Here is a 21,348-nt window from a genome sequence, read left to right on the forward strand (position 1 = left end):
TTCTGCCCCCTGATATTTCAAGCATTGCCGGTCCCGGGGATATAGATATCCGGATAAGCCCGGGTCTCTCCTTTGGCACCGGCCACCACCCCACCACCCGGCTTTGCCTGGCTGCCCTGGACAGGCTTTTTTTCTCAACAGGCCTGTCAGGCCATCTCCTCCAAGGCGGAAAAGCAGGAGATATCGGCACGGGTTCAGGGGTGCTTGCCATGGCTGCCTGCCTTGCAGGCATGTCCCAATGCATGGCCTGGGAAACAGACCCCAATGCTGTCTGCGAGGCCTGCAGGAATGTGGCAGCCAACGGCCTTGAAACCAAGGTAAACGTCATCCACGGCACCATGGCAGCCCAGGATTTAAGGCTTTCCCTTGTTATGGCCAATTTAAGGTTTCCCACCCTTAAGCAGCTTGCACCTGATATTTGTTCAATCCTGATACCCAACGGACATCTGATTCTTTCAGGGGTCAGGGCCTGGGAAATGGATGAGCTGAAAACCCATTACAGGGCCATGGGATTTTCCATAGACTGGGAACGGGAAGCAAAATTATGGGGCGCTCTGGCCCTGACAAAAAAGTCATAGGGGAAAGCATGCACCCTGTCATTCAAATTCTTGTACCCGTGCTTCTGGTTTTGGGCGTTTCCCAGGCCAGATGTGATGTGTACAGGTGGACTGACGAAAACGGAGTCAGACATTTTTCCAATGTCAGTACTCCCCAGGGGAAAAAGGCAACACAACTACCGGAATCTGTCAGTTCCATCCCAAAAAAATCAGACACATCCAATTTTCTGGTAACAAAGGTTTTTGACGGGGATACGGTACAGGTTCAGGGACAGGATCTTGAATTTCGAATCCGCATGGTGGCCATTGATGCCCCGGAAACCGGCGGATCAAAAAACAAGGGCCAGCCCTATTCCCAGGAAGCAAAAAAAGTTTTAAGGCAGCTCATTCAAGGTAAAAAAGTCCGGTTGAAACAATACGGCACCGGCGGGTACAACCGGATTCTGGCGGAAATTTTTTCCCAGGGCATCAACATTAATCTGACCATGGTCCGCCAGGGTCTTGCCGAAGTTTACCGGGGCAGATTACCTGAAAGTCTTGATCCCGGCCCCTACAAGAAGGCTGAGGCTGAGGCCAGGCGCAGAAATGCAGGTATGTGGTCACAGGGGAAGGCTTATAAGAGTCCCAAAACATGGCGGAAAGAAAATCCCAGGTAGTGTTTAAAGTGAATTTATTGCCTGGGTCAATGATGGTGCGACCTCATCCCTGTGCAGTTTTATCAGTCCAGGCATAACCGTATTGCGTCCGTTGAGTTTTGCCTTGTAAAGCATGGAATCAGCATCCTCAACCAATTTTACAATATCGGTACCGGCCTCCAACTGAGCCACGCCAAAGCTGGCAGTAACCCGTATGGTAAAATTATTAAAAGGAATGCTTAATGCGGAAATCTTTTGTCTGAGTCTGTCTGCAAGTTCAATGGCACGGGTTTTATCGGTTTCCGGCAGGATAGCGATAAACTCCTCACCACCGAACCTGGCAAAGATGTCCTCTGTGCGTATATTCTCGCGGACCAGCCGGCTGACTTCCTTTAACACCTCATCCCCGCCTAAATGGCCGTAAGTGTCGTTCACAGATTTAAAATGATCCAGATCAAACATAAAAACAGATAATGGCTTTTTGCGCCGGCCGGCGCCTGCTGCACACCCTTTGAGCTGAACCTCAAAAGCCCTGCGGTTATAGCAGCCGGTCAAAGGATCAATGGCTGCGGCATTCTGGAGCCACTGGATCTTAATCTGCCTTGAAAGGGCCGCAGAACACCCCTTAAGCACAATGCTGACCACATCATCATGAAATGAAGTGATGGGCCTGCTGGGCATCATGTAAAGCCGTGAATAACAATTTTCTTCTTTATGATCGTAATGCACCAGGGAATCCAGACTGAATTTTTCCAGGCACGCCTCCTGATCTTCATGGTCATTGAGATAAGCCAGATCCTTGGTATCCATAATCTGGAAATCCTTTATGATAATATCTTCTATGGAGGTTTTATACATTCTGGGGTCCAGCCATACATCCACCACCCCGGCATTTTTTTTGTTAACAAAGGCAAAAAGCCTGTATCCGAGGATATCTTTTAAGCAGTCCGCCACTTCATTTATAATTTCTGCAGGGGATGTTTTTTCATTCAGAGCCACAATGTGACGGGCCAGTTTGTTCTGTGCCTGGGCCCTGTGCAGAGAAGATCCGAATACCAGGCCGAAAACGGCTGATAACCTATGGCTGAATCTATCAAGGGTTTTACTCATGGCTCTTCCTTTAATTTAAAATTAATTTTTAAAATTATGTTAAGGATATCAGAGCAACAAGTATGCCAACTCTTTTCATACAAGCACTATCTACTTAAATTTCAGTATGTTATCAAAAAATCCCACTTAACTCACATCTAACAACCAGGAAAATTTTGCAGGGTTGTGCGTCAGGGTCCTGCCGGACCGCCGCCAAAGGCCTGACATCTAATTCTTTCTGTACGTATTTTACATTGATATCCAGAATGCTTTTGATGTCCATGATATTTCCTTGTCATTTGTTGCTTTTTCAAGCTATTTATTAGGTTACAACTTCGATAACTTTTAACTATTTACAAGTCAATGAATGAAACAGGCCCGGATTAATGCCGTCTTCTGAAAAGAATAACACGATTTTTATTTTTCCCAGATACAGGGAATTAGCACGTAAAATTACCGGACTCTTGCAGATTTCGGGTGTTCTGTTTATCTTTTTCGCTCTGTTGATTCTTTTTTTGCCTGCCCTGACAGGCAAGCCCCTTTGTCTGATTTTCTTCATGCTCAACGGAGCATTTATTATCCTGCTGCTTTCATGGGTTAAGCGTATTAACACATTTATGAAAGAAACCGCATTGATATTGTCTAATTCAAGGGATTTGATGTGGGCCGTGGATTCCCGGCTGAACTTTACTGTCATTTGCGGAGATCCCGAACATATATCCGGTAACACCGCCATGGCGCTTCTAAATAAACCTTTGGCGTCCATTTTACCCGGGGATGCAAGGGACCGCTTTCATACCCGTATCCGGGAAAACCAGCCCTTCTCCATGGCGTGCCGTATTTCCAACGGTGAAAATTCGACATTGCCTGTACAGATCCTGGCCGCGCCTATCCATGGATCCGGACAGGATATATTTCACGGCATCATACGGGATATATCCGATCAAAAAAAACTGCAGGCCCTTGAAAAAGAACTGAACCGCTCAAAAAAGTTAAAGAACCTGGGCCTTCTTGCCGGCAGTGTTGCCCATGATCTGAACAACATTCTGGCAGGTATTGCCACCTATCCTGAAATACTTCTTCTCGACGATAACCTGGAACCCAAGATCCGGGAAAGCCTTACCATTATCAAAGAATCCGGCCAGAACGCCTCTGCCGTGGTCAGTGACCTTTTAACCATTTCCATGGGTATCAGAGAGGCGTGCCAGGTCCTGAACATCAATACGATTATTGAGCGGTTTATGGCTGGGCCCGAGTTTAAAAAAATAAAAGCCGCATACGGAAAGGTGGAGATGGACATACAGCTGGAACCTGAACTTTTAACCATATCCGGCTCCTATATACATATTGAAAAAAGCATTATGAATCTTGTGATCCATGCACTTGGGTCAACTGCGGCAGAGGCAGGCCGCGGCAACGGAACAATCGTGCTTTCAACGGCCAACTACTATGTGGACAGGGAGAAAGGCGGGCACACGGAAAAAAATCTGTCCCCTGGCGAATATGTGATGCTTAAAATGCTGGACCCCGGCAAAGGGATACCTAAACATTGCCTGAATAAAATTTTTGAGCCCTTTTTCACCCAGAAGGAGATGGGCAGAACCGGCACCGGGCTTGGCCTGACCCTGGTAAAGAATACGGTCCTCAACCACCGGGGAAAAATCTTTGTAACGTCTGATGAAAACGGTACAAAGTTCACACTGCTGTTTCCGGCCCTTCGCCCGGAGCTGCCCATGGCAAATCAACCCGCCGCCATTGAGGAAATCAGAGGAAAAGGGGAAACCCTTCTGGTTGTGGATGACCTGGCAAGCCAGCGTGAAATTGCAGAAACCATCCTTAAAGAATTAGGGTACAAGGTTTTCAGCGTTGCCAACGGGGTTAGTGCCCTTGATTTCATCATGCAGACGCCTGTGGATCTAATACTTTTAGACATGGTCATGGCCCCGTCCATTGCCGGGCTTGAGACTTACAGGCTGATCAAGAAAATACGGCCGGATCAGAAAATCATTATTGCAAATGGACATTCTGAATCAGAAGATGTATTAAAAACCCTGTCTCTGGGTGCAGGCGCTTTTATTAAAAAGCCCTACACCATATTGGATATGGGAATTGCCGTAAAAGAGGAGCTTGACAGATAATGGATATTTTAAAAACAAAAGCAGATATGAAGGCCTGGTCTGCTGACAAAAAAAGACAGGGAAAGACCATCAGTTTCGTTCCCACCATGGGATACCTCCACAAAGGACATGTTTCGCTGCTTGAAATAGGCAGGCCTTTAAGTGATGAACTGGTCCTAAGCATTTTTGTCAATCCCACCCAGTTTGGCCCCAATGAAGACCTGGACGCCTATCCCAGCAAGACCCTGAATGACCTCGACCTGGCGCAGCAGGCAGGTGTGACAGCGGTTTTTCTTCCGGATAAAAGCGAGATGTACGGGCCTGGCTACCAGACCCATGTCTTTTTGGACCACCTTCCCCAGTACCTGTGCGGCAGGTCCCGCCCTGTTCATTTCGGGGGGGTGGCCACGGTGGTGACCAAACTGTTCAACATTGTCATGCCCGATGTGGCGGTTTTCGGGAAAAAAGACTTCCAGCAGCTTGCCATCATCAGGCAGATGGTGAAGGACCTGGATTTCAATATCCGGATCATCGGCGGGGAGATCATCAGGGAAGAAGACGGGTTGGCCATGAGTTCCAGAAATGCCTATCTTACGCCGGAGCAGCGTGCTTCAGCCGTCTGCCTTTTCCGGGCCATCAGCCTTTTAAAACACAGGGTTGCCCAAGGTGTCCGGTCTGTGCCGGATCTTGTCAGGGAGATGGAGACCTTTATTCTCTCATTTGACCACACCCGGATTGATTACATTGAACTGTGCCATCCCATGACCCTGGAGCCGGTGGAAACCATCCAGGCAGAAACGCTTGTGGCCCTGGCGGTGCATGTGGGAAAACCAAGGCTGATTGACAATGCCCTTATTGAGCCGGCCTGACCTTTTTTTGCACCGGCTGCTTCATCACGACAATCACCCGGCACTCCTTTAAAAAGGTATGACGTTCGGTCGCCCTGTCCAGGGTTTTGGCGTCTGCCATACTCATCACAATGGCACCGGCTCTGTCCCCGGTTTTTCTTAACGCTTTGACCACCAGGGGGTTTAGCCCGGCCCTGTCAGACGCGAAGGCCTGGTCCATGTCGCATAGATAGGCGCAGACGCCGTTCTGTACGGCAAATTCCCGGCTTACAAAAACAGATGAATAGATTTCCCGGCCCTGTTCACTGACAATGGTGGGATAAAGGACAGGCTCAAGATTCAATGTCCTTGCATCCACAATCAGTCCGGTATATGGCCTGGCACCAACCGCTGCTGAAGGTATATTTTTAACCGGTTCAGCAGGACCCTGCTTCAGTTCGCTGCTGATCTTGGAAATCTGCCGGATATGATCCGGGAGCACCAGTTGAAGAAACCCGCCATAGAATGGGGCCTCCACCTGGACTTCCACATCCAGGGCAGAGGTATACAGTTGACGGCGAATCCGGGCATCCTGGGCTATCTTCTCAATCCCGGCGAGAATGGCATCATGGGTAGATGCGTATTCTCCAACCGTCAGATCACCTGAAATTTTCATCTGCTTGAGAACGGCGATCAGATTCCGGATGGCGCAGGCCCTGGCAGACCCCGGCATGGACATAGCCTTTCCTTCGGCATTGATCTCAGGGGCGGCATGGCCTGTGGCTGTGACAAGGCCGGTTGTCCAGTTTATGTATCCGGTTTCAAGAGGTTGAAGACATTGGGGTAACGCTTTTGCCGGAAACAGTGTCATGCTCAAAACAAAGGCGCCTAAAATCAGCCGTTGATGGATTTTCATCTGTGTCATGTCGTATACCATGGCATAAAAAAAGGCCGATCTCACACATTACTTAGTGGATCGGCCTTTTCTTTATTCGAGTTGCTTAACTTAAAGTTCAATCTGTCAATTTGGTTTTAAGCAGCCTCTTTTCCCATGGTGATTCCAAGTTCCAGGGCTTTCTTGTTCATGTCAAAGAAAGCTGCGGGCATGGCATCCTGAATAACACTTATAGCTGATTCGGCTTTACATATGCCTGTCATCCCGATCAGAGCCCCAAGTACGCAGACACTGTAAACAATCGGTTTTCCGATTTCTTTAACAACTGTGTCATACATGGGCAACTCTACGATCTTGGCATTCATATTGGTAGGTTTAACATACCGTGGATCGACTATCATGAGGCCGCCTGGACGAATCAAGTTGGCATATTTATTATAGCCTTCCTGCATCAGGGCGACAAGAACGTCAGCCTCTTCAACCTTGGGGTAATAAAGATTGCCTTCTGAAATTAAAATGTCGGCACGGGTAGCACCGCCACGGGCAGCTGCCCCATAGCTCTGGGACTGAATAACGTTTTTGCCCTCAAAGATTGTAGCTGATCTGGCAAGGATAATGGCCGTAGTAATGACCCCTTGTCCGCCAGAAGCTGTAAAAACAATTCCTGTTGATTTCATTATGCCTATCCTTTCTTCATTACCTTATCAATGACGTTTGTTTGGTAAACTTCGCAGTATTCAGGTACTTCTTCATCAACAAAAATGCCGCGTTGAATCAGGTCGGGATTTTCTGCCAGTTTTTTGGAACCCATCGGTGTGGTGGCTTCCTTATACCATTCCATCATCTGGGGAGCCTCGCCAGCCTTGTTTTTTCTTCCGAACTGAGTGGGGCACATGGACAGAACTTCTACCACTGAAAAGCCTTTGTGTTCAATGGCCTTTTGGATGTAACCCTGGGCTTCTTTGGCATGGAAAACGGTTGATCTTGCAACAAAAGTAGCACCTGCGGCTTTAGCCAGTTCCACCAGATCAAATGCACGGTCAGGTACGCCATAAGGGGCGGTACTTGCTTTTACGCCACAGCCGGACATGGGTGAATACTGTCCGCCGGTCATGCCGTAGATCCGGTTGTTCATGACGATGGCAGTAATATCAATATTTCTTCTGCAGGCATGGATGAAGTGGTTACCGCCGATAGCTGTGGAATCACCGTCGCCAAAGGGAACAATAACCTTGAGGTTGGGATTGCCGAGTTTAACGCCTGTGGCAGTGGGGAGGGCTCTTCCGTGCATGGTGTGAGCGGTGTTGAAATCCAGATACCCGGCTATTCTTGAGGAACACCCGATACCTGAAACAACGGCAACATCATCGTTTTCTAAGCCTATATCACCAATTGCCCTGAGCAGTGCGCCCATGACAATACCGTGGCCGCAACCCGGACACCACATCTGGGGGAAATTGTTGGCCCGGATATATTTCTTGATATCAAATTCGCTCATGTTATACCCCCTTTCCAATGATCATTTTCAAGCTTGCTTTGATGTCAGAAGGCTTGATGATCTCGTTGTTCGCCCGGTTGGACAGGAAAACCTTGCCAGGCGCAGCCAAAACACGACTTACTTCTCTAACGATCTGGCCCATATTCATTTCAGCTACAATAACAGCCTTGGCATTGGCGCATTTTTCCTTGACAATCTCGTCGGCAAAGGGCCAGACGGTCTGAAGTTCAAAAACGCCGACCTTGATCCCTAACTGGTTCCGATAGTCTTCAGCAGCCTGGATGGCGGATCTTGTTGTGGTGCCGTATGCAACGATGACATATTCAGCATCATCCATGTAGTATTCTTTGTACCTGGCAATTTCAGTGGCTTTGTTCTCAATTTTCTCAACCAGGTGGTGGATCAGGTCATCGACATTTTTAGGACTCACGTCGGGGAAGCCTGAGATGTTATGATGAAGACCGGTTACATTGTAGCGATGGCCTGCACCGAAATCGGACATGGGGCGCTTGCCGTTTGCATCGGTAAGATAGGGATAGTATTTTTCCCCTACGGGAATTGTGGTTCTAAGCCTGTCGACAACTTTGATCTCGCCGGGTTCGGGAATGACCACTTTTTCTCTCAAGTGCTGGGTAGCCTCGTCAAACATGAGAATAACAGGCGTCCGGTATGTTTCAGAGAAATTAAACGCTTCAACCGTTGTTGTAAATAAATCCTGGAGGTTTGAAGCTGTCATGGCAATGATGCTGTGGTCACCATGGGTACCCCATCTGGCCTGCATGGTGTCGCCCTGGCTTACATGGGTGGGGTTGCCTGTGGATGGCCCGCCTCTCTGTACGTTAACGACAACACAGGGGAGTTCGGCCATACAGGCGTATCCGATACCTTCCTGCTTCAGGGAAAATCCCGGGCCGGAAGTTGCGGTCATAACTTTTTTTCCAGAAAGGCATGCGCCGATGATACAGGCCATGGAAGCGATTTCGTCTTCCATCTGGATAAATTTGCCACCTCTTTTGGGAAGTGCAGCAGACATACCCTCTGCAACTTCTGAAGACGGAGTGATAGGATAACCTGCAAAAAAATCACACCCGGCATACAGGGCGCCTTCAATGCAAGCATCGCTTCCTGGAATAAATTGGATATTCTTAGTCATTATTTATTCCCCCTCCTTGATTAAAAGTTGAATTGCCAGATCAGGGCACCGAAGTTCGCAAAGCTTGCATCCAATGCAGTCTTCGGGGCGAACAGCTTCAGCTTTTTCATCGCTGCTCAGTTCCAGAACCTTTTTGGGGCAGAAGTGAACGCAAATGCCGCACCCCTTGCACCAGCTCTTGTCAATAATGTGTGTGACGGATTTTCCTTTTGCCATAATTTCCTCATCGTCGGTTTTAAACCGGATTAAATTGGGGCATGTGGTTAAGAGATCTAAATGTGCTTGTCAATGTATTCCAAACATAATCGCCATGGACAAAATCGGTGTTCAAACCAACCGGTGTCCATACCGAATATGGAAAGCTTGCGCTCAGTTGTTTCGAAAGTTTTATAAGGTTTAAGGATAAATCTAATTGCCGCATTAAATTTTTTCACCCATGGTTTGTTAAAAATTCACCATCCTCCTCTATCAAAAAAAAAACCTGTTTACAACTTTTTTCTCGTTTTTTTTAATTAGGTCCTAATAAAACCTATACATTAAGCATCGTTTCGGCCAGCGGCATAAAATAGAAAAAATAAAGGCGTACCGCCAAGCCGTTGCCGGTACGCCTTGCAAGCGCGTCAATCGGGAAGTCCACGGGGTGATTAGGTGGGATAAAAAACCGAAAAGACGCGTCCTGGTGCTATATGACGTTTAGAAGTTAATCTGCCATTTGGCGCCAAAGTAGGTGATCTCATCCTGGCCGCTTTCATTGTAGTCAATGTAACCGACTTCCGGTGTAATGGTGACGCCTGGGGCCAGGGTAATGGGCGCCTGCAGGTAGTAGGCATAGACTTCGTCTTCGTCGGCATCATCATATTCGCCCTGCATGTAACCAAAGCCGGCTTCAACGCCAAACATATCATTGAAGGTGTATCCGGCCACGATTTCTCCGCCATAGTTGTCCACATCATCAACCTGGCCTGTTAGGGTATCGATTTTGGCATAGCCTTCACCATCAGCATTTCCGGTGGTGTGGCATTCGATCAGGTTGCCGGCGTTCTGGCCGTAGAAAGCAACCAGCCCCAGCTTAAAGCCGGCAGCCTCCCAGGTGCCTCTGGCCTGGATGATATAGGAATCAATATCTTCGTCGTCATTGTATTCAAACGTTGTGTAACCGCCAGCAATATCAAAGGTTGCATTGTTGCTTATATTGATGCCGTAGGAAACTTCGATTCTGGGGATCACGACCTGAATCTTTTTATCAACAAGATCTGTGCCGTCGTAATACTTCGTATTCGGTTTAATTGCAGCAATCTGGAATCCGTCAAACTGCAGTTTGACCTGGGCACGACGTCCGGGGTAGGGGTCGCCATAGCCATGCAGGCCCTTGTCGTCGTTCCATACCTGATTGGACAAGGGAAGGTATATGGGGGTGTAATCCTGGCCCACAGTTAATGTGCCTGCACCAAAATTCCATGCACCGTAAAGCAGACGGATGTTGGCGTTATCATTTTTAGCGCCGTATTCAAAACGGCCGGTCAGTTCATCGCTGACCTTTACCTTGGCCCCGATCCTCGCATTTTCTTGCAAACCCTCGCTAAAGTCGACCTGGTCTTTCAGATCGCTGTCTTCCCAGAAGGTTGACACCCGGGCAGATCCGTAAAAATTCCAGTCCGACGCAATGGCTGTTCCTGCACACAACAGCACCATGGCGGACAGCAGGCCCACGATTTGTTTTTTCATTTTTTCCTCCTTATTAAAAAAAAATAAAAATATTAGTGTCTGTCCTGTCATCCTCCTCATGGAGTGCATGGCAGCCAGACACGCCCTTATATTCAAATGCTATAAACATGCCAAAAAATAACATATTGATATTAAACAGATTCGTTCTCTCATCTGATCAGGCCCGCGAAATTTCGAGGGATAAAGTGCCAAATACGGTATTTGGGGAGACAAGCTGTTTATTTCAGTTTTGAAATGACGGTATTCCCAGCTTTTTCATCCGGCTTCTCAGCGTACTGGGATGGAGCGCAAGAATAGCCGCCGCCCCTTTTGGGCCTTCAATCCGGCCCTGGGTATGGCAAAGAACACTGCGGATATGACCGGCCATCACATGATCAAGGGATTTCAGCCCGTGATTCTTACAAATTTGCGCGGTCAGATCCTGTGAAAAAGGTGCAGCAGTTAAGGGCAGGGCATCAAAATCAAGCATTGTTTTCCTGCCCAAATCCCTGCCACGCCGGATAAGTGTCCTTTCCACAAGGTTTTTTAGCTCACGCACATTGCCCGGCCACAGCTGCCCCTGGAGCCGGGCCAGTCCTTTGGGGCTGATTTCCGGGATATGGTCAAGGTTCATTTCCACGGCCATTTTACGCACAAAATACCTGACCAGGCTCTCAATGTCCTGGGGTCTATGCCGTAAAGGCGGAATATGGATGGGAAAAACAGCCAGCCGGAACCAGAGATCATCCCGGAATGCCCCTTGGGCCACCATCTGTCTGAGATCTCTGTGGGTGGCGCAGATAATACGGATATCAACGTTCACGGGATGCTCTGAACCTACCCGGCAGATCTCGCCGGTTTGAATGGCCCTGAGCAGCCGCACCTGGACCGGCAGCGGAAGCTCTCCCACTTCATCAAGGAACAGGGTGCCGGTATCGGCCTGTTCAAATTTCCCTTTTCTCCGGCAGATGGCACCGGTAAACGATCCTTTTTCATGCCCGAACAGTTCACTGTCCACAAGATCTTCGGGGATGGCCCCGCAGTTTACTTTAACAAAAGGAAAGCCGGCCCGGGGCGACCCGTAATGAATGGCATTGGCAATAACCTCCTTTCCGGATCCTGTTTCGCCGAGCAGCAGCACAGGGCTGTTAAATCCAGCCACCTGCCGGACCCGCGCCATGACAGGCTTTAGTCCGGTATCTTTGCCGATAATATCCAGATCCGAAAATATTTTTTTTTCTTCGGGAACCGGTGTGCAGCCAAAGACAGACCCTGTGCCGGGTCCTGGATTGGTGAAATCAAGCAGTCGGCTGCACAAAGAAAATATTTCAGCATCCTGAAACGTATAATGATACCCGGCTTGGGAAAATATAAAGACAATGCCGGTTTTACCTTTGTCCGCCTTAATTTTCATAACCATCCCCGAGCATTTTGGCTGCAGCGCGGCCCGCAGGAACAATTCGTTTACAGGATCATTTCCATCCGGCCCGGACCTGATAATCGCCGGAGAGGCATCGTCAAGGGAAAAAACGGTTTTTATACTCTTTTTGCCCAGACAAACGCCACGTGTCAGCGGGGCCTGATCCGGCGCAATGATGTCGTTCATTTGAAGAATTGTTTCATTTCCAAGGCTTATAAAACCTAAGGAAATGGCATCCACCGGCATATATTGTCGTAAGAACCGCCGGCATCCTGAAACAAGGGCTGTTTTTTCCAGATGACCGCAAATCATTTTTGCCGCATCAAGCAGCAGATCAAATTCTTTTTGATTCATAACAAGCCGTCTCTATAGTCGTTTTTTCAGGTTGGCAATTTATATTCAATGTTTTTTGACCATCATGGTCTTAAATTCATCAATATATTGGACGGGTTGATTAAGCAAGGTGAATATTGACTTTGATCAATGGGCCTTTGGCCCTAGGCGATGAAAAGTGGATGGCATTGGCAATAACTTCCTTACCCACACCGGTCTCCCCAAGAAGCAGGGCCAGCATACGTTCGTGTTCCCGGGAGTACCGGTCAAATCCTTTGACCATCACACTGACGGCACCGATCCATGTTTTGTTAATTTTGAGACTGAGCACCATTTCAGACATATCTTTTTCACCCATGCCCTCCCAGACATAACGGGCCACAATATGTTCCCCGGGATGATTATAGCGCCTTACCACTTTTTGCCTTCCCGGATCAATGAATTGAACCGCCTCCATGGAAGGGGGAATGATTGACGATCTGTGGATGAAATGGGGGAATACTGGGCAGCGACCATTGACAGCTTCTGGGTGCGGGGATTATATAGTTTTCCAGATAAATAATTTGCTAACATAACTCCTTGAAAAATCAGGCAGCTTTTAATTCTTCACAATGCCCAAAAAGTCCAAGAATCTCCTTTTGTCGATAAGCAAAATGTGAAAGAGCCTCTTCGACTTTTTGCTTGAGCGGTCAGCCGCCTACTCCCGTAAAAAGGGGTCCTGGTGTGCTGTTCATCCAGCAGATCCATCAGGATAAGAGTATACGAATCTATAGCGGCTTGTAATACAGGCCTCCCTTTGAAATTTCCAGTAGCCCACACTGCCTGGTTATGCTGATCTCAGGATGTTGTTTATCAACCAAGAGCCTTCTGTCAGCTACCGATTCTCTCAACCTTTTTTTAGCCAGTCGTTTTCAACTGTGAGCTGACCGATCTGTTTGTATAAATCCTCTATCAAATTTTGTGTGTCGCAACTTTTGCTTTGAACTTTCCGCTGTAATTCTTTCTCATGGACCTCCTTTGTCTGGTGAAAATCGAACCGGGCTTTTAGCACGTCAAGTGTCTCTTAGCAACCGGTTCAGATTTCGGGGTCCATTATACTTTATTTCGTGCTCACTTCTTAAATTAAGACGAATAATTGTCCCGCAAGAGAGGTTAACGTTACCCAAAACGTCGTTTCTCTGACATAAATAGTCGCACTCCGAGAAAAAATTTCCCGAAATTGTCCTTGGACAGGTGTTCAGAAAAATAGGTGGTGGATTGGGGGGTAACTGGCTATATTGACAAGGTATTGGACCTATATTATTTATATGCTCTTTATGAAAGATTTAAGATTCCTTTCATTTTTGGCTGCAAGGCTTAATCCGGGTATAGTCCCGGGATAGACCATGGCTGTTTAAAGAGGAGTTGAAAAATATGCCGGACAGGCATCAGCAGGAAAAAGAGCAGTTCCGCCGCCTTTTTGGCCAGCGGGGACTTGACCGCTTTGAGGAGCGGTTTCAGATACTGGAATCCTTTTTAAAATTGGAAAGCCATGTAAGTCTGGCCCAGATTGCCGATCAGGTCAGGCAGGATGGCCTGGGTGTGGATGATGAATTTCTGCGGCAGTGCATGGCGCAGCTGTGCCGGTTCGGGTTTGCCAGTCAGGTGGTGTTTGACCGGGATGAAACCATTCTATACGAACACCGCCATCTCGGGGTGCATCATGATCATATGGTCTGCACCAAATGCGGTGCAATTATTGAGTTCAATGATGATGCGCTAGAAAGCCTTCAGGACAAACTGGCTGCCGAATATGGTTTTTTTATGCTCCAGCATAAAATGGAGATTTATGGCCTTTGCGGGCAGTGCATGGCTGAACGGGACGATCTGATACCCTTGTCCAGGGCCAGAATCGGAGAAAAGGTTGAGATTGTCAATGTGGCTGCCGGCAGGAACATGCAGATGCGGTTTGCATCCATGGGGCTTCGGACGGGTATCTTTGTTGAAATCATTTCCAGTGCCATGGGGGGGCAGATTGTCATTGCATCGGATTGCAACCGGCTGATTCTGTGTGCGGGCATGGCTGCAAAAATCTGGGTTCGTCCCGAAAAAAGACCCGGGAGGGCCTTCAATGACGGGGCAGGGGGGGAATGCCTGCCGTTTCTCAGTGAGTCCCTGCCGCTTATCCGGATGGCATCGGGAAAACAGGGGAGTATTGCCCGGGTGAACGGCGGACATTTTTCACGGCGGCGGCTGGGAAAGATGGGGTTTCTTCAGGGCGTTCTTGTTCGGGTAATCAATAACAGTCCGTCATCAGATTCCCTAGAGGTCATGGTGCAGGGGCACCATCTTTTTCTGTCAGAAAAGGATGCGTCGAAAATTTTTGTGGAAAAAATCACGCTGTAAATGTTTTCAGGCACCAAAGCAGGGGTGGTCTGTCACAATATCTTGCATGCAAAGGTGATTTTCTGATATACCGGGTACGACGTGATTGAAACAGGATTCAACCGGAGATATTTATGGATCGTGTAAAAAGTAAAAATATTTTAATAATTTCAGTTTGTTGTCTTTTTATTTCCCTTGGTGCCGGCATTGCTTTGGCCTCGGAACGGCTATCGGTAAAATCCTCCGTTGCTAATTTAAGAAACGGTGCAGGAACCAAATATAAGGTGCTGTGGCAGGTGGAACGATATCACCCTTTTCTTGTGATCAATAAAAAAGATGACTGGTACGAGGTTAAGGACTTTGAAGGGGATACGGCCTGGGTTCATAACACCATGCTGGAAAAAACGGATACGGTCATTTCCATGAAATCAAAATGTAATGTCCGCTCAAAACCGGATACATCAAGTGACATTGTACTCAGAGTGGAGAAAGGTGTCCCTTTCAAAGTGCTCGGTCGTAAAGGGGACTGGATTAACATTGAGCATGCTGATGGGGAAGTGGGCTGGATTATTAAAAATTTGGTGTGGTAGCAGCCTATATAGTGCTTGAACGGGAACCTGTATTTGTAAGATAATAAACTAATTTTATAGGTAAAATTCCATGACGAATCAAGGCGTATCAAATGAGCGGAAAAGAGAACTGGCCCAGATGGATCCGTTCCAGGAAAGTATCAGCAGATCCGTTGAATGGGTCTTAGCCCATAAAAAACTATTGATGATCTCAGCCGGTGCTTTGGTTGGGATGGTGGTTGTGTTTTCTGCGATTCTGTTCAGTTTTAAACAGTCTGAAATCAAGGCGTCTGAACTAGCTGCCAAAGCCTATGAGAAATATGAGGAACAATATTCCCAAGACCGGGATGCCCGGAAAGGATATGATGCGGTTAAGGATGATTTTCAAACCCTTCTTGGTGAATATCCAAATACCAGTGCCGGGCGCATGGCACTGATCAATTTCGGGAAAATATGTTTTGAGGCCAAGGAGTATGATCAAGCATTTGATCTGTATGCCCGGGCACTGTCAAGTGTGGGGGATAAGGCCGGCGTGAAAAACTTTTTACTTTGCACCATGGGAACCATCTGTGAATTGAGAAATGATCCGGAACAGGGGAAATCTTATTATTTGCGTGTGGAAGAGGGCCCATCAAACCTTTTAAAGGATGATGCCCGGTTTGCCCTGGCCCTGATTTATGAAAAGCTCAATGATGCGGATGCCAGCCGCCTGATGTATGAAAAAATTGCCGAAAGCCAGGATACTTCCATGTATAAGGCCATTGCCCAGACCCGGATCCAATAATAAGTCAAATACGAACTCAATGTCATAAAGTTAACGACAAGGCTTACAATTCATGTAGTGCTCCCGCTTGTTGATCTTATGTTTCCGTTTGAATTTACGGCCGGGCCTAATGGGTTCTGTGCAGCCATGAAAAGAGCATGAAGATCCTTAATCAATTGTACGATTATTTCACGCGGTTTTTCAAAAGAGTGTAACCTTTTTAACTTTTACCCTGTTCGTTGAAACTGCACGGCTTCTTCAGAATCGTTCGAAAAGTAGTCATCGGCACCGCTAAATGCATTCAAAATATTTTTGTAAAGTTGTTTCCTTTGCAGTGTCATATGTGACTGCCAATAATCATCCCAGTGATTGCTCGTGTATACCGATTTCAGCAAAAGAGTAGATTCCGCGCCTTTAATGGACCAGCGACGCCCTGAACCCTCCATTCGATCTTTGACGGTATGCCCGCAGGATGATTCCACAACACCGCTTCCGATCGGGTATCCCGCCTGCAGATATTCATCGTAACGCATCCATTTGTGATGATTTTCAAAATAAAGGATAGCTTTTTCGATAGTTTCACGCTTTTTTTTGTTTAATTTGCGCTTTTTCAGTGATTGCTTCAAGCCACCAATGACGTGACCTACCCGACCGTGTAGAATAGACAGAAGACAATCATGAACCCACTTCTTTCTGGTGGAATCTTTTTCATCATATAATGCACTTGCCGCATCCCACAAATATTCCACTACATGAATGATATCCAGAATACCCGTATAATCGATACCTTGGAGAAGGGGCACAACCAATGTCCACAAATGCAGGGCGCCATCCATTACGACTCCCCATGGCCGTTGATAATCGGAATCCCTGGTTCGGGCATCCCGAATAATTTCTTCCGCCACTTCTTGTTTGGGACGTTCGAGACTTGCCATTCTACGGATGTTCTGGGCTCGAACGGACGGGGACGCCTTATTTTCAAGCCGGTTTTGTCGGGATTTCTCCGGATAAAGCAGGTTCTCCGCGACTTCTTCAGGCGTTCGTACCTTTCGATTCGTGCTGATATTCACTCCCAGCAATTTTTTAAGAGACAGATGAGCTTCACCGAATGTCTCCCGAATAGAGGATATTTAATATAAGCGACCTCAAAAGGCATGTGGAGTACTTATGTTGACAATAGGTCAAAAGTTAATAAGTAAAATTTGTCCAGAAGAAAAATTAGGACAGAAGTGACGCTTGAACTGCGTAATCGTATGCAATTTGAAAGAAAGCATGAAACACTTGCTAACAGGTAACTGAAAAGCTATAAGCTTTGAGATTAGTAGCCAAAAGAGGTCGAATTAACAAATGAAGCCATAGAGCGCGATAAGAACATGACCGATCAGCCTGTTGCACAACTAACTGTCGGCTCCCCCAAAGAGAGACCACGTATATAAAACTTTTATATCAGAGGCTGATAGGCTACTTGCTACATGTAACATTGTTCGTTTCCGGTTAATCTTTAACAAGGAGGCGTGTCTGACACTGCCTATAATTTGTTTAGATTTCAGTGGGCTTCTGAAAAATTACTCAGAGCCTAAAGGGATTGTATTGTCTTTTTTAAATAGGGTGTTTCATATAAAGGGGCTGTAAAATGCAATTCTGGTATGCTTTCTGGAAAACTACTGGGTTGAAAATAAAATCGGTGGGTTGAAAACAGCCCTAATCTAAGGCATATTGGTTTATTAAATTACCTCTTTATATGGCAAACGCTGGGATATTGAGGTTTTTTTCAAAATGTGCAAACAGCACTTAAAATTAGTGAAAGAAATACAAATTCGAAATTACGATGGCCTTGTGGCCCATACATCCCTGGTTATTGCCAGGTATAATATTCTCAGCCTTTATCAGCGGCAATGTATAGATCAGAGATCATTCGGAGAACTCTTCAGGGCCTGTAACGACGAAATGGCCAATTTGTCTTTTATGGTTTCTTTGGAACGGATCATGCGTTTAGCTTTGGCAAATATTAGACAACTATTTGATTTCACTGAATGTATGCTTCAGATGATGCTTGATCAGGTAATGGGGCAAGCTCTCAAGTATTTCGGCTTTTCAAGTGAGCCTGAGGAATTATTGGGGGTGTAAATTTACTCCTCCGAAAGTTGAGTTATAATTCCTATGAGTCATTCGAAATCGACATTAAACGGCAGGCAAGCTAAATGCGATTGCCCTGTGGGGAACCGCATCAGCTAAAATTATCCCGCGCCTGGTCCAGGCGTTTGTACTGAATCGCCTCAAGAACATGGGGTTTGCGTATATCGGGTGCGTCTGCCAGATCAGCGATGGTCCTGGCAAGTTTTAATATGGAGGCATAGGCCCGGCCGGACAGGTTAAACTCTTTCATGGCCTGTTCAACCACCCGGCGGCTTTGGGCATTGAGGGGACAGAACCGTTGCAAAAGTTTTGGGCCCATGTCTGCATTGGAAAAACATGTTGTCCCGGCTTTTTTAAACCGAAGGGCCTGGATATCCCGGGCCTTTTCCACCCGTTTCCGGATGGATTTGGAAGACTCACCAAGCCCGTCTGCCGTCATTTCTTTAAAAGACAACCGGGGAACCTCCACAAGGATGTCCATCCTGTCCATGAGCGGGCCTGAGATTTTGTTTTTGTACTGCTCAATTTTTGCCGGGGTGCAGGTGCATTCCCTGTCCGAATTGGTGAGATTACCGCAGGGACAGGGATTCATGGCACCTGCCAGCATAAACCGGCATGGATAGGTGGCCTTGGCATTGGCCCGGGCCAGGGTGATGACGCCCTCCTCTATGGGCTGGCGCAGAACCTCCAGCACACTGCGCCTGAATTCCGGCAACTCATCCAGAAACAGTACGCCGTTATGGGACAGCGTGATTTCCCCTGGCTTGGGCACGGTGCCCCCGCCCACAAGTCCGGCATCGGAAATGGAATGGTGGGGGGACCTGAAAGGCCGTGCGCCCAGGGTTTGACCCGGTTCCCGGGCCACCCCGGCCACCGAATAGACCCGGGCGATTTCCATGGCCTCTTCAAAGGACGGTTCTGGCATGATACCGGGCAGGCATTTTGCCATCAGGCTTTTCCCGGATCCCGCCGGACCGTTGAGCAGGATATGATGATGGCCGGCTGCTGCCACTTCCATGGCCCGTTTTACATGGGCCTGGCCCCGGACATGGGAGAAATCGTTTTCCCGTTCTGTTTCACCGGTCTCAAGAAGCATGGACAGGTCCGGTTCCAGGGGCGAAAGTTCTGCCTTTCCTGCCAGAAAATCCACCACCTGGGCTATATGACCCGGGGCCAGTACTTCAATATCTTTAACAAGCGCCGCTTGCGTACCGTTTTCTTTGGGCAGGATAATGCCTTTAAACCCATTGTCCCGGGCGGCCAGGGCAAATGGCAGCGCTGCCTTGACCGGCCGCAGGTGCCCGTCCAGGGACAGTTCCCCGGCAAACAGCCAGGATGCGGCGGTAGATGCCTGGAATAAACCCTGGGCACACAGAATTCCCAAAGCCACGGGAAGGTCCAGACCGGTACCCTCTTTCTTGAAATCCGCAGGCGCAAGGTTCACCACCACCCTGTCCATGGGAAAGGTATATCCGGCATTCTGCAGGGCTGACCGGACCCTGTCCCGGCTTTCCCGGACCGCGATCTCAGCTAGTCCCACCATGTTGAATACCGGTAACCCCAGTGTGATGTCCACTTCAACATCCACAACAATGGCCTCAAACCCGTTTACTGCGCAGGACTTCATTTTTGCTATCATAAAAGGTTCCGGTTTAAAAAATAAAGACAAAAGAAAAAAATGGAACTTAATTCATTGAAATTATCAGAAAATACCTGCAAACCAAATATTTTTCTCATTTGTTTTGATTTGTATTTTTAAATCCGCTATATATACCACGTTTTATAGTAGTCAGACACTTTGGAATAAACAATGAGCCGTTTTTATAATCAGCAAACCATTGCCGGAACGGTGAACCTTTCGGGGACAGGTGTCCATTCGGGTAAAAAGATAAACCTGACCATCCGGCCGGCCGAGGAAAACTACGGCATTAAATTCCGGCGCCTTGATCTTCCCGGAACCCCTGATATTCCGGCTCTTTTCAAACTGGTGGTGGATACCAGCCTTGCCACGGTTATCGGAGGCAATGGCGCCATTGTTTCCACCATTGAACATTTGATGGCAAGTTTTGCAGGACTTGGCATTGACAATGCCCTGGTGGAGGTGGACGATTATGAGATCCCCATCATGGACGGGTCAGCCAGGGACTTTACCCGGGCCATAACCGCCGTGGGCCTGGTGGAGCAAGAGAAGCCCAGGCACCTTTTTATCGTGAACGAACCCATAGAAATTACCCAGGGAGACAAATGGGTCCGGGTGGAACCGGAATCCTGTTTCAGAATTTCCTGTACCATTGATTTCAACCATCCGCTTATCGGCCTGCAGAAAATTGTCTATGACCGGGCAGAAAATGACTTTGAGCAGGAGATTTGCGGGGCCCGGACCTTTGGGTTTGTGAAAGATATTGAACTGTTGAAAAAATTCAGCCTTGGCAGGGGCGGAAGCCTTGATAATGCCATTGTGATTGATCATGATAAAATTTTGAATACGGCGGGGCTGCGGTATCCGGATGAATTTGTCCGGCACAAGCTGCTGGACTGCCTTGGGGATTTTTCCCTTCTGGGAATGCCTATTCAAGGGCATATCATCACCCATAAATCCGGGCATCACCTGAACCACTTGTTTATAAAAAAATTCCTTGATAAAAAACAGGCTTGGGAAACAGGCCCTGCAAAGCGCTGATTAAAACTCAATGTCAATGATAATTAAAGGTGCGGGTACAAGATTTTTATTTGCTATTGTTTTTTTTATCACGGGCATTCTTTTTATTGCCCCGGCAATCGCCCTTGCCCATGACGATGCGCTTCTCTCCCATATCAAACTGGCCAACACCCGGGATGATCTGCTTGCTTATTTCAGGGTGGAAAATGCCTTTAATGAAAAAAACACCCAGGCCATTGATAATGGCATTCCCACCTCCTTTACGTTCTATGTAACCTTGTACAAAACGTCAAGCAGTCTGTTTGACAAGAAGATCATTGATATCAAAACCAGTGCAACAATAAAATACAATTCCATGAAACAGGAATACGCGGTTGTCTGCCAATGGAAGGATGACCCGCCGTTGGTCACAAAATCCTTTGATGCGGCAAAGACCTGGATGACCGAAATTGATAACCTGAAGGTAGTGCCCATTAACCAGCTGGTAAAAGGAGACAAGTACCAGATCCGGATCAAGGCTGAACTTGAAAAAGTCACGTTGCCCCTGTGGCTGCACTATGTTTTTTTCTTTGTCTCCTACTGGGATTTTGAAACGGACTGGTATGTGATTAATTTCACCTATTAACCGA

20 protein-coding genes and 2 pseudogenes are annotated in these 21,348 nt (G+C 47.5%); 10 read left to right on the forward strand and 12 right to left on the reverse strand.

Going from position 1 to position 21,348, the window contains the following annotated elements; genetic code table 11:
* Positions 1 to 578, forward strand: a 578-nt coding sequence (locus tag AB7U36_RS00005; protein WP_428157746.1) for a 50S ribosomal protein L11 methyltransferase, incomplete at its 5' end; no start/stop codon positions are given.
* An 8-nt stretch (positions 579 to 586) separates the two neighbouring features.
* On the forward strand, positions 587 to 1,213 hold the full coding sequence (locus tag AB7U36_RS00010) for a thermonuclease family protein (protein ID WP_428157747.1): 627 nt from the start codon (positions 587 to 589) through the stop codon (positions 1,211 to 1,213).
* A 3-nt stretch (positions 1,214 to 1,216) separates the two neighbouring features.
* Here AB7U36_RS00010 and AB7U36_RS00015 read toward each other — a convergent pair whose 3' ends face one another.
* Both AB7U36_RS00015 and AB7U36_RS00020 read right to left on the reverse strand, forming a co-directional pair.
* Positions 1,217 to 2,302 carry a GGDEF domain-containing protein gene (locus tag AB7U36_RS00015; RefSeq protein ID WP_428157748.1) on the reverse strand — a complete coding sequence of 362 codons (1,086 nt, stop codon included), beginning with the start codon at positions 2,300 to 2,302 and terminating at the stop codon, positions 1,217 to 1,219.
* A 112-nt stretch (positions 2,303 to 2,414) separates the two neighbouring features.
* Positions 2,415 to 2,564 (reverse strand): hypothetical protein, encoded by a 150-nt coding sequence (locus tag AB7U36_RS00020; RefSeq protein ID WP_428157749.1) that lies wholly within the window; start codon positions 2,562 to 2,564, stop codon positions 2,415 to 2,417.
* A gap of 103 nt (positions 2,565 to 2,667) precedes the next feature.
* On the opposite strand from AB7U36_RS00020, the gene AB7U36_RS00025 reads away from it, so the two are divergent.
* On the forward strand, positions 2,668 to 4,419 hold the full coding sequence (locus AB7U36_RS00025; protein ID WP_428157750.1) for a hybrid sensor histidine kinase/response regulator: 1,752 nt from the start codon (positions 2,668 to 2,670) through the stop codon (positions 4,417 to 4,419).
* Entirely contained in the window at positions 4,419 to 5,267 is an 849-nt protein-coding gene (gene panC / locus AB7U36_RS00030; protein ID WP_428157751.1) for a pantoate--beta-alanine ligase, read from the forward strand. The genes AB7U36_RS00025 and panC overlap by 1 nt, the downstream gene beginning before the upstream one ends.
* Here the strand turns inward: panC and AB7U36_RS00035 are convergent.
* From AB7U36_RS00035 to AB7U36_RS00070, 8 genes and pseudogenes are all read right to left on the reverse strand, one after another.
* Positions 5,251 to 6,186, reverse strand: a complete 936-nt coding sequence (locus tag AB7U36_RS00035; RefSeq protein WP_428157752.1) for a hypothetical protein — start codon at positions 6,184 to 6,186, stop codon at positions 5,251 to 5,253. The genes panC and AB7U36_RS00035 overlap by 17 nt on opposite strands.
* A gap of 71 nt (positions 6,187 to 6,257) precedes the next feature.
* On the reverse strand, positions 6,258 to 6,797 hold the full coding sequence (locus AB7U36_RS00040) for a 2-oxoacid:acceptor oxidoreductase family protein (RefSeq protein ID WP_428157753.1): 540 nt from the start codon (positions 6,795 to 6,797) through the stop codon (positions 6,258 to 6,260).
* A 5-nt stretch (positions 6,798 to 6,802) separates the two neighbouring features.
* The gene (locus AB7U36_RS00045) at positions 6,803 to 7,618 is read right to left on the reverse strand and encodes a 2-oxoacid:ferredoxin oxidoreductase subunit beta (protein WP_428157754.1); all 816 of its coding nucleotides are present in this window, start codon (positions 7,616 to 7,618) and stop codon (positions 6,803 to 6,805) included.
* A 1-nt stretch (position 7,619) separates the two neighbouring features.
* Positions 7,620 to 8,771, reverse strand: a complete 1,152-nt coding sequence (locus AB7U36_RS00050; protein ID WP_428157755.1) for a 2-oxoacid:acceptor oxidoreductase subunit alpha — start codon at positions 8,769 to 8,771, stop codon at positions 7,620 to 7,622.
* A 3-nt stretch (positions 8,772 to 8,774) separates the two neighbouring features.
* Complete coding sequence (locus tag AB7U36_RS00055; RefSeq protein ID WP_428157756.1) at positions 8,775 to 8,987, reverse strand: 4Fe-4S dicluster domain-containing protein; 213 nt, start codon at positions 8,985 to 8,987, stop codon at positions 8,775 to 8,777.
* 477 nt (positions 8,988 to 9,464) lie between these two features.
* Positions 9,465 to 10,496: a hypothetical protein gene (locus tag AB7U36_RS00060; protein WP_428157757.1), complete on the reverse strand. Its 1,032-nt coding sequence runs from the start codon at positions 10,494 to 10,496 to the stop codon at positions 9,465 to 9,467.
* Positions 10,497 to 10,719: 223 nt separating this feature from the next.
* Positions 10,720 to 12,249: a sigma-54 interaction domain-containing protein gene (locus tag AB7U36_RS00065; RefSeq protein ID WP_428157758.1), complete on the reverse strand. Its 1,530-nt coding sequence runs from the start codon at positions 12,247 to 12,249 to the stop codon at positions 10,720 to 10,722.
* A gap of 115 nt (positions 12,250 to 12,364) precedes the next feature.
* Positions 12,365 to 12,460: pseudogene (locus tag AB7U36_RS00070) on the reverse strand (sigma 54-interacting transcriptional regulator); the annotation flags it as partial.
* 1,181 nt (positions 12,461 to 13,641) lie between these two features.
* Here AB7U36_RS00070 and AB7U36_RS00075 point away from each other — a divergent pair.
* From AB7U36_RS00075 to AB7U36_RS00085, 3 genes are all read left to right on the forward strand, one after another.
* Positions 13,642 to 14,613, forward strand: coding sequence for a FeoA domain-containing protein (locus AB7U36_RS00075; protein WP_428157759.1), 972 nt, complete (start codon positions 13,642 to 13,644; stop codon positions 14,611 to 14,613).
* Positions 14,614 to 14,726: 113 nt separating this feature from the next.
* Positions 14,727 to 15,182, forward strand: a complete 456-nt coding sequence (locus tag AB7U36_RS00080) for an SH3 domain-containing protein (RefSeq protein ID WP_428157760.1) — start codon at positions 14,727 to 14,729, stop codon at positions 15,180 to 15,182.
* 70 nt (positions 15,183 to 15,252) lie between these two features.
* The gene (locus tag AB7U36_RS00085) at positions 15,253 to 15,945 is read left to right on the forward strand and encodes a tetratricopeptide repeat protein (RefSeq protein ID WP_428157761.1); all 693 of its coding nucleotides are present in this window, start codon (positions 15,253 to 15,255) and stop codon (positions 15,943 to 15,945) included.
* 206 nt (positions 15,946 to 16,151) lie between these two features.
* Here AB7U36_RS00085 and AB7U36_RS00090 read toward each other — a convergent pair whose 3' ends face one another.
* Positions 16,152 to 16,994 carry a hypothetical protein gene (locus AB7U36_RS00090; RefSeq protein ID WP_428157762.1) on the reverse strand — a complete coding sequence of 281 codons (843 nt, stop codon included), beginning with the start codon at positions 16,992 to 16,994 and terminating at the stop codon, positions 16,152 to 16,154.
* A 658-nt stretch (positions 16,995 to 17,652) separates the two neighbouring features.
* Here AB7U36_RS00090 and AB7U36_RS00095 point away from each other — a divergent pair.
* Positions 17,653 to 18,051 (forward strand): annotated as a pseudogene (locus tag AB7U36_RS00095) (IS4 family transposase); the annotation flags it as partial.
* Between the two features lie 100 nt (positions 18,052 to 18,151).
* On the opposite strand, the gene AB7U36_RS00100 reads toward AB7U36_RS00095, so the two are convergent.
* Positions 18,152 to 19,699, reverse strand: a complete 1,548-nt coding sequence (locus tag AB7U36_RS00100; RefSeq protein WP_428157763.1) for a YifB family Mg chelatase-like AAA ATPase — start codon at positions 19,697 to 19,699, stop codon at positions 18,152 to 18,154.
* Between the two features lie 171 nt (positions 19,700 to 19,870).
* On the opposite strand from AB7U36_RS00100, the gene lpxC reads away from it, so the two are divergent.
* The gene (gene lpxC, locus AB7U36_RS00105) at positions 19,871 to 20,740 is read left to right on the forward strand and encodes a UDP-3-O-acyl-N-acetylglucosamine deacetylase (RefSeq protein ID WP_428157764.1); all 870 of its coding nucleotides are present in this window, start codon (positions 19,871 to 19,873) and stop codon (positions 20,738 to 20,740) included.
* 10 nt (positions 20,741 to 20,750) lie between these two features.
* Entirely contained in the window at positions 20,751 to 21,344 is a 594-nt protein-coding gene (locus AB7U36_RS00110) for a DUF4390 domain-containing protein (RefSeq protein WP_428157765.1), read from the forward strand.
* Positions 21,345 to 21,348: the final 4 nt, after the last annotated feature.

It is taken from the genome of Desulfobacter sp. (genome assembly GCF_050177295.1).

Excerpts from the sequence above, each read along its gene's own strand:
- panC (WP_428157751.1), top strand. The coding sequence starts at position 4,419 with ATGGATATTTTAAAAACAAAAGCAGATATGAAGGCCTGGTCTGCTGAC.
- AB7U36_RS00045 (WP_428157754.1), bottom strand. The coding sequence starts at position 7,618 with ATGAGCGAATTTGATATCAAGAAATATATCCGGGCCAACAATTTCCCC.
- AB7U36_RS00050 (WP_428157755.1), bottom strand. The coding sequence starts at position 8,771 with ATGACTAAGAATATCCAATTTATTCCAGGAAGCGATGCTTGCATTGAA.
- AB7U36_RS00100 (WP_428157763.1), bottom strand. The coding sequence starts at position 19,699 with ATGATAGCAAAAATGAAGTCCTGCGCAGTAAACGGGTTTGAGGCCATT.
- AB7U36_RS00040 (WP_428157753.1), bottom strand. The coding sequence starts at position 6,797 with ATGAAATCAACAGGAATTGTTTTTACAGCTTCTGGCGGACAAGGGGTC.
- AB7U36_RS00025 (WP_428157750.1), top strand. The coding sequence starts at position 2,668 with ATGCCGTCTTCTGAAAAGAATAACACGATTTTTATTTTTCCCAGATAC.
- AB7U36_RS00055 (WP_428157756.1), bottom strand. The coding sequence starts at position 8,987 with ATGGCAAAAGGAAAATCCGTCACACACATTATTGACAAGAGCTGGTGC.
- AB7U36_RS00075 (WP_428157759.1), top strand. The coding sequence starts at position 13,642 with ATGCCGGACAGGCATCAGCAGGAAAAAGAGCAGTTCCGCCGCCTTTTT.
- AB7U36_RS00065 (WP_428157758.1), bottom strand. The coding sequence starts at position 12,249 with ATGAATCAAAAAGAATTTGATCTGCTGCTTGATGCGGCAAAAATGATT.
- AB7U36_RS00085 (WP_428157761.1), top strand. The coding sequence starts at position 15,253 with ATGACGAATCAAGGCGTATCAAATGAGCGGAAAAGAGAACTGGCCCAG.
- AB7U36_RS00060 (WP_428157757.1), bottom strand. The coding sequence starts at position 10,496 with ATGAAAAAACAAATCGTGGGCCTGCTGTCCGCCATGGTGCTGTTGTGT.
- AB7U36_RS00010 (WP_428157747.1), top strand. The coding sequence starts at position 587 with ATGCACCCTGTCATTCAAATTCTTGTACCCGTGCTTCTGGTTTTGGGC.
- AB7U36_RS00015 (WP_428157748.1), bottom strand. The coding sequence starts at position 2,302 with ATGAGTAAAACCCTTGATAGATTCAGCCATAGGTTATCAGCCGTTTTC.
- AB7U36_RS00020 (WP_428157749.1), bottom strand. The coding sequence starts at position 2,564 with ATGGACATCAAAAGCATTCTGGATATCAATGTAAAATACGTACAGAAA.
- lpxC (WP_428157764.1), top strand. The coding sequence starts at position 19,871 with ATGAGCCGTTTTTATAATCAGCAAACCATTGCCGGAACGGTGAACCTT.
- AB7U36_RS00080 (WP_428157760.1), top strand. The coding sequence starts at position 14,727 with ATGGATCGTGTAAAAAGTAAAAATATTTTAATAATTTCAGTTTGTTGT.
- AB7U36_RS00110 (WP_428157765.1), top strand. The coding sequence starts at position 20,751 with ATGTCAATGATAATTAAAGGTGCGGGTACAAGATTTTTATTTGCTATT.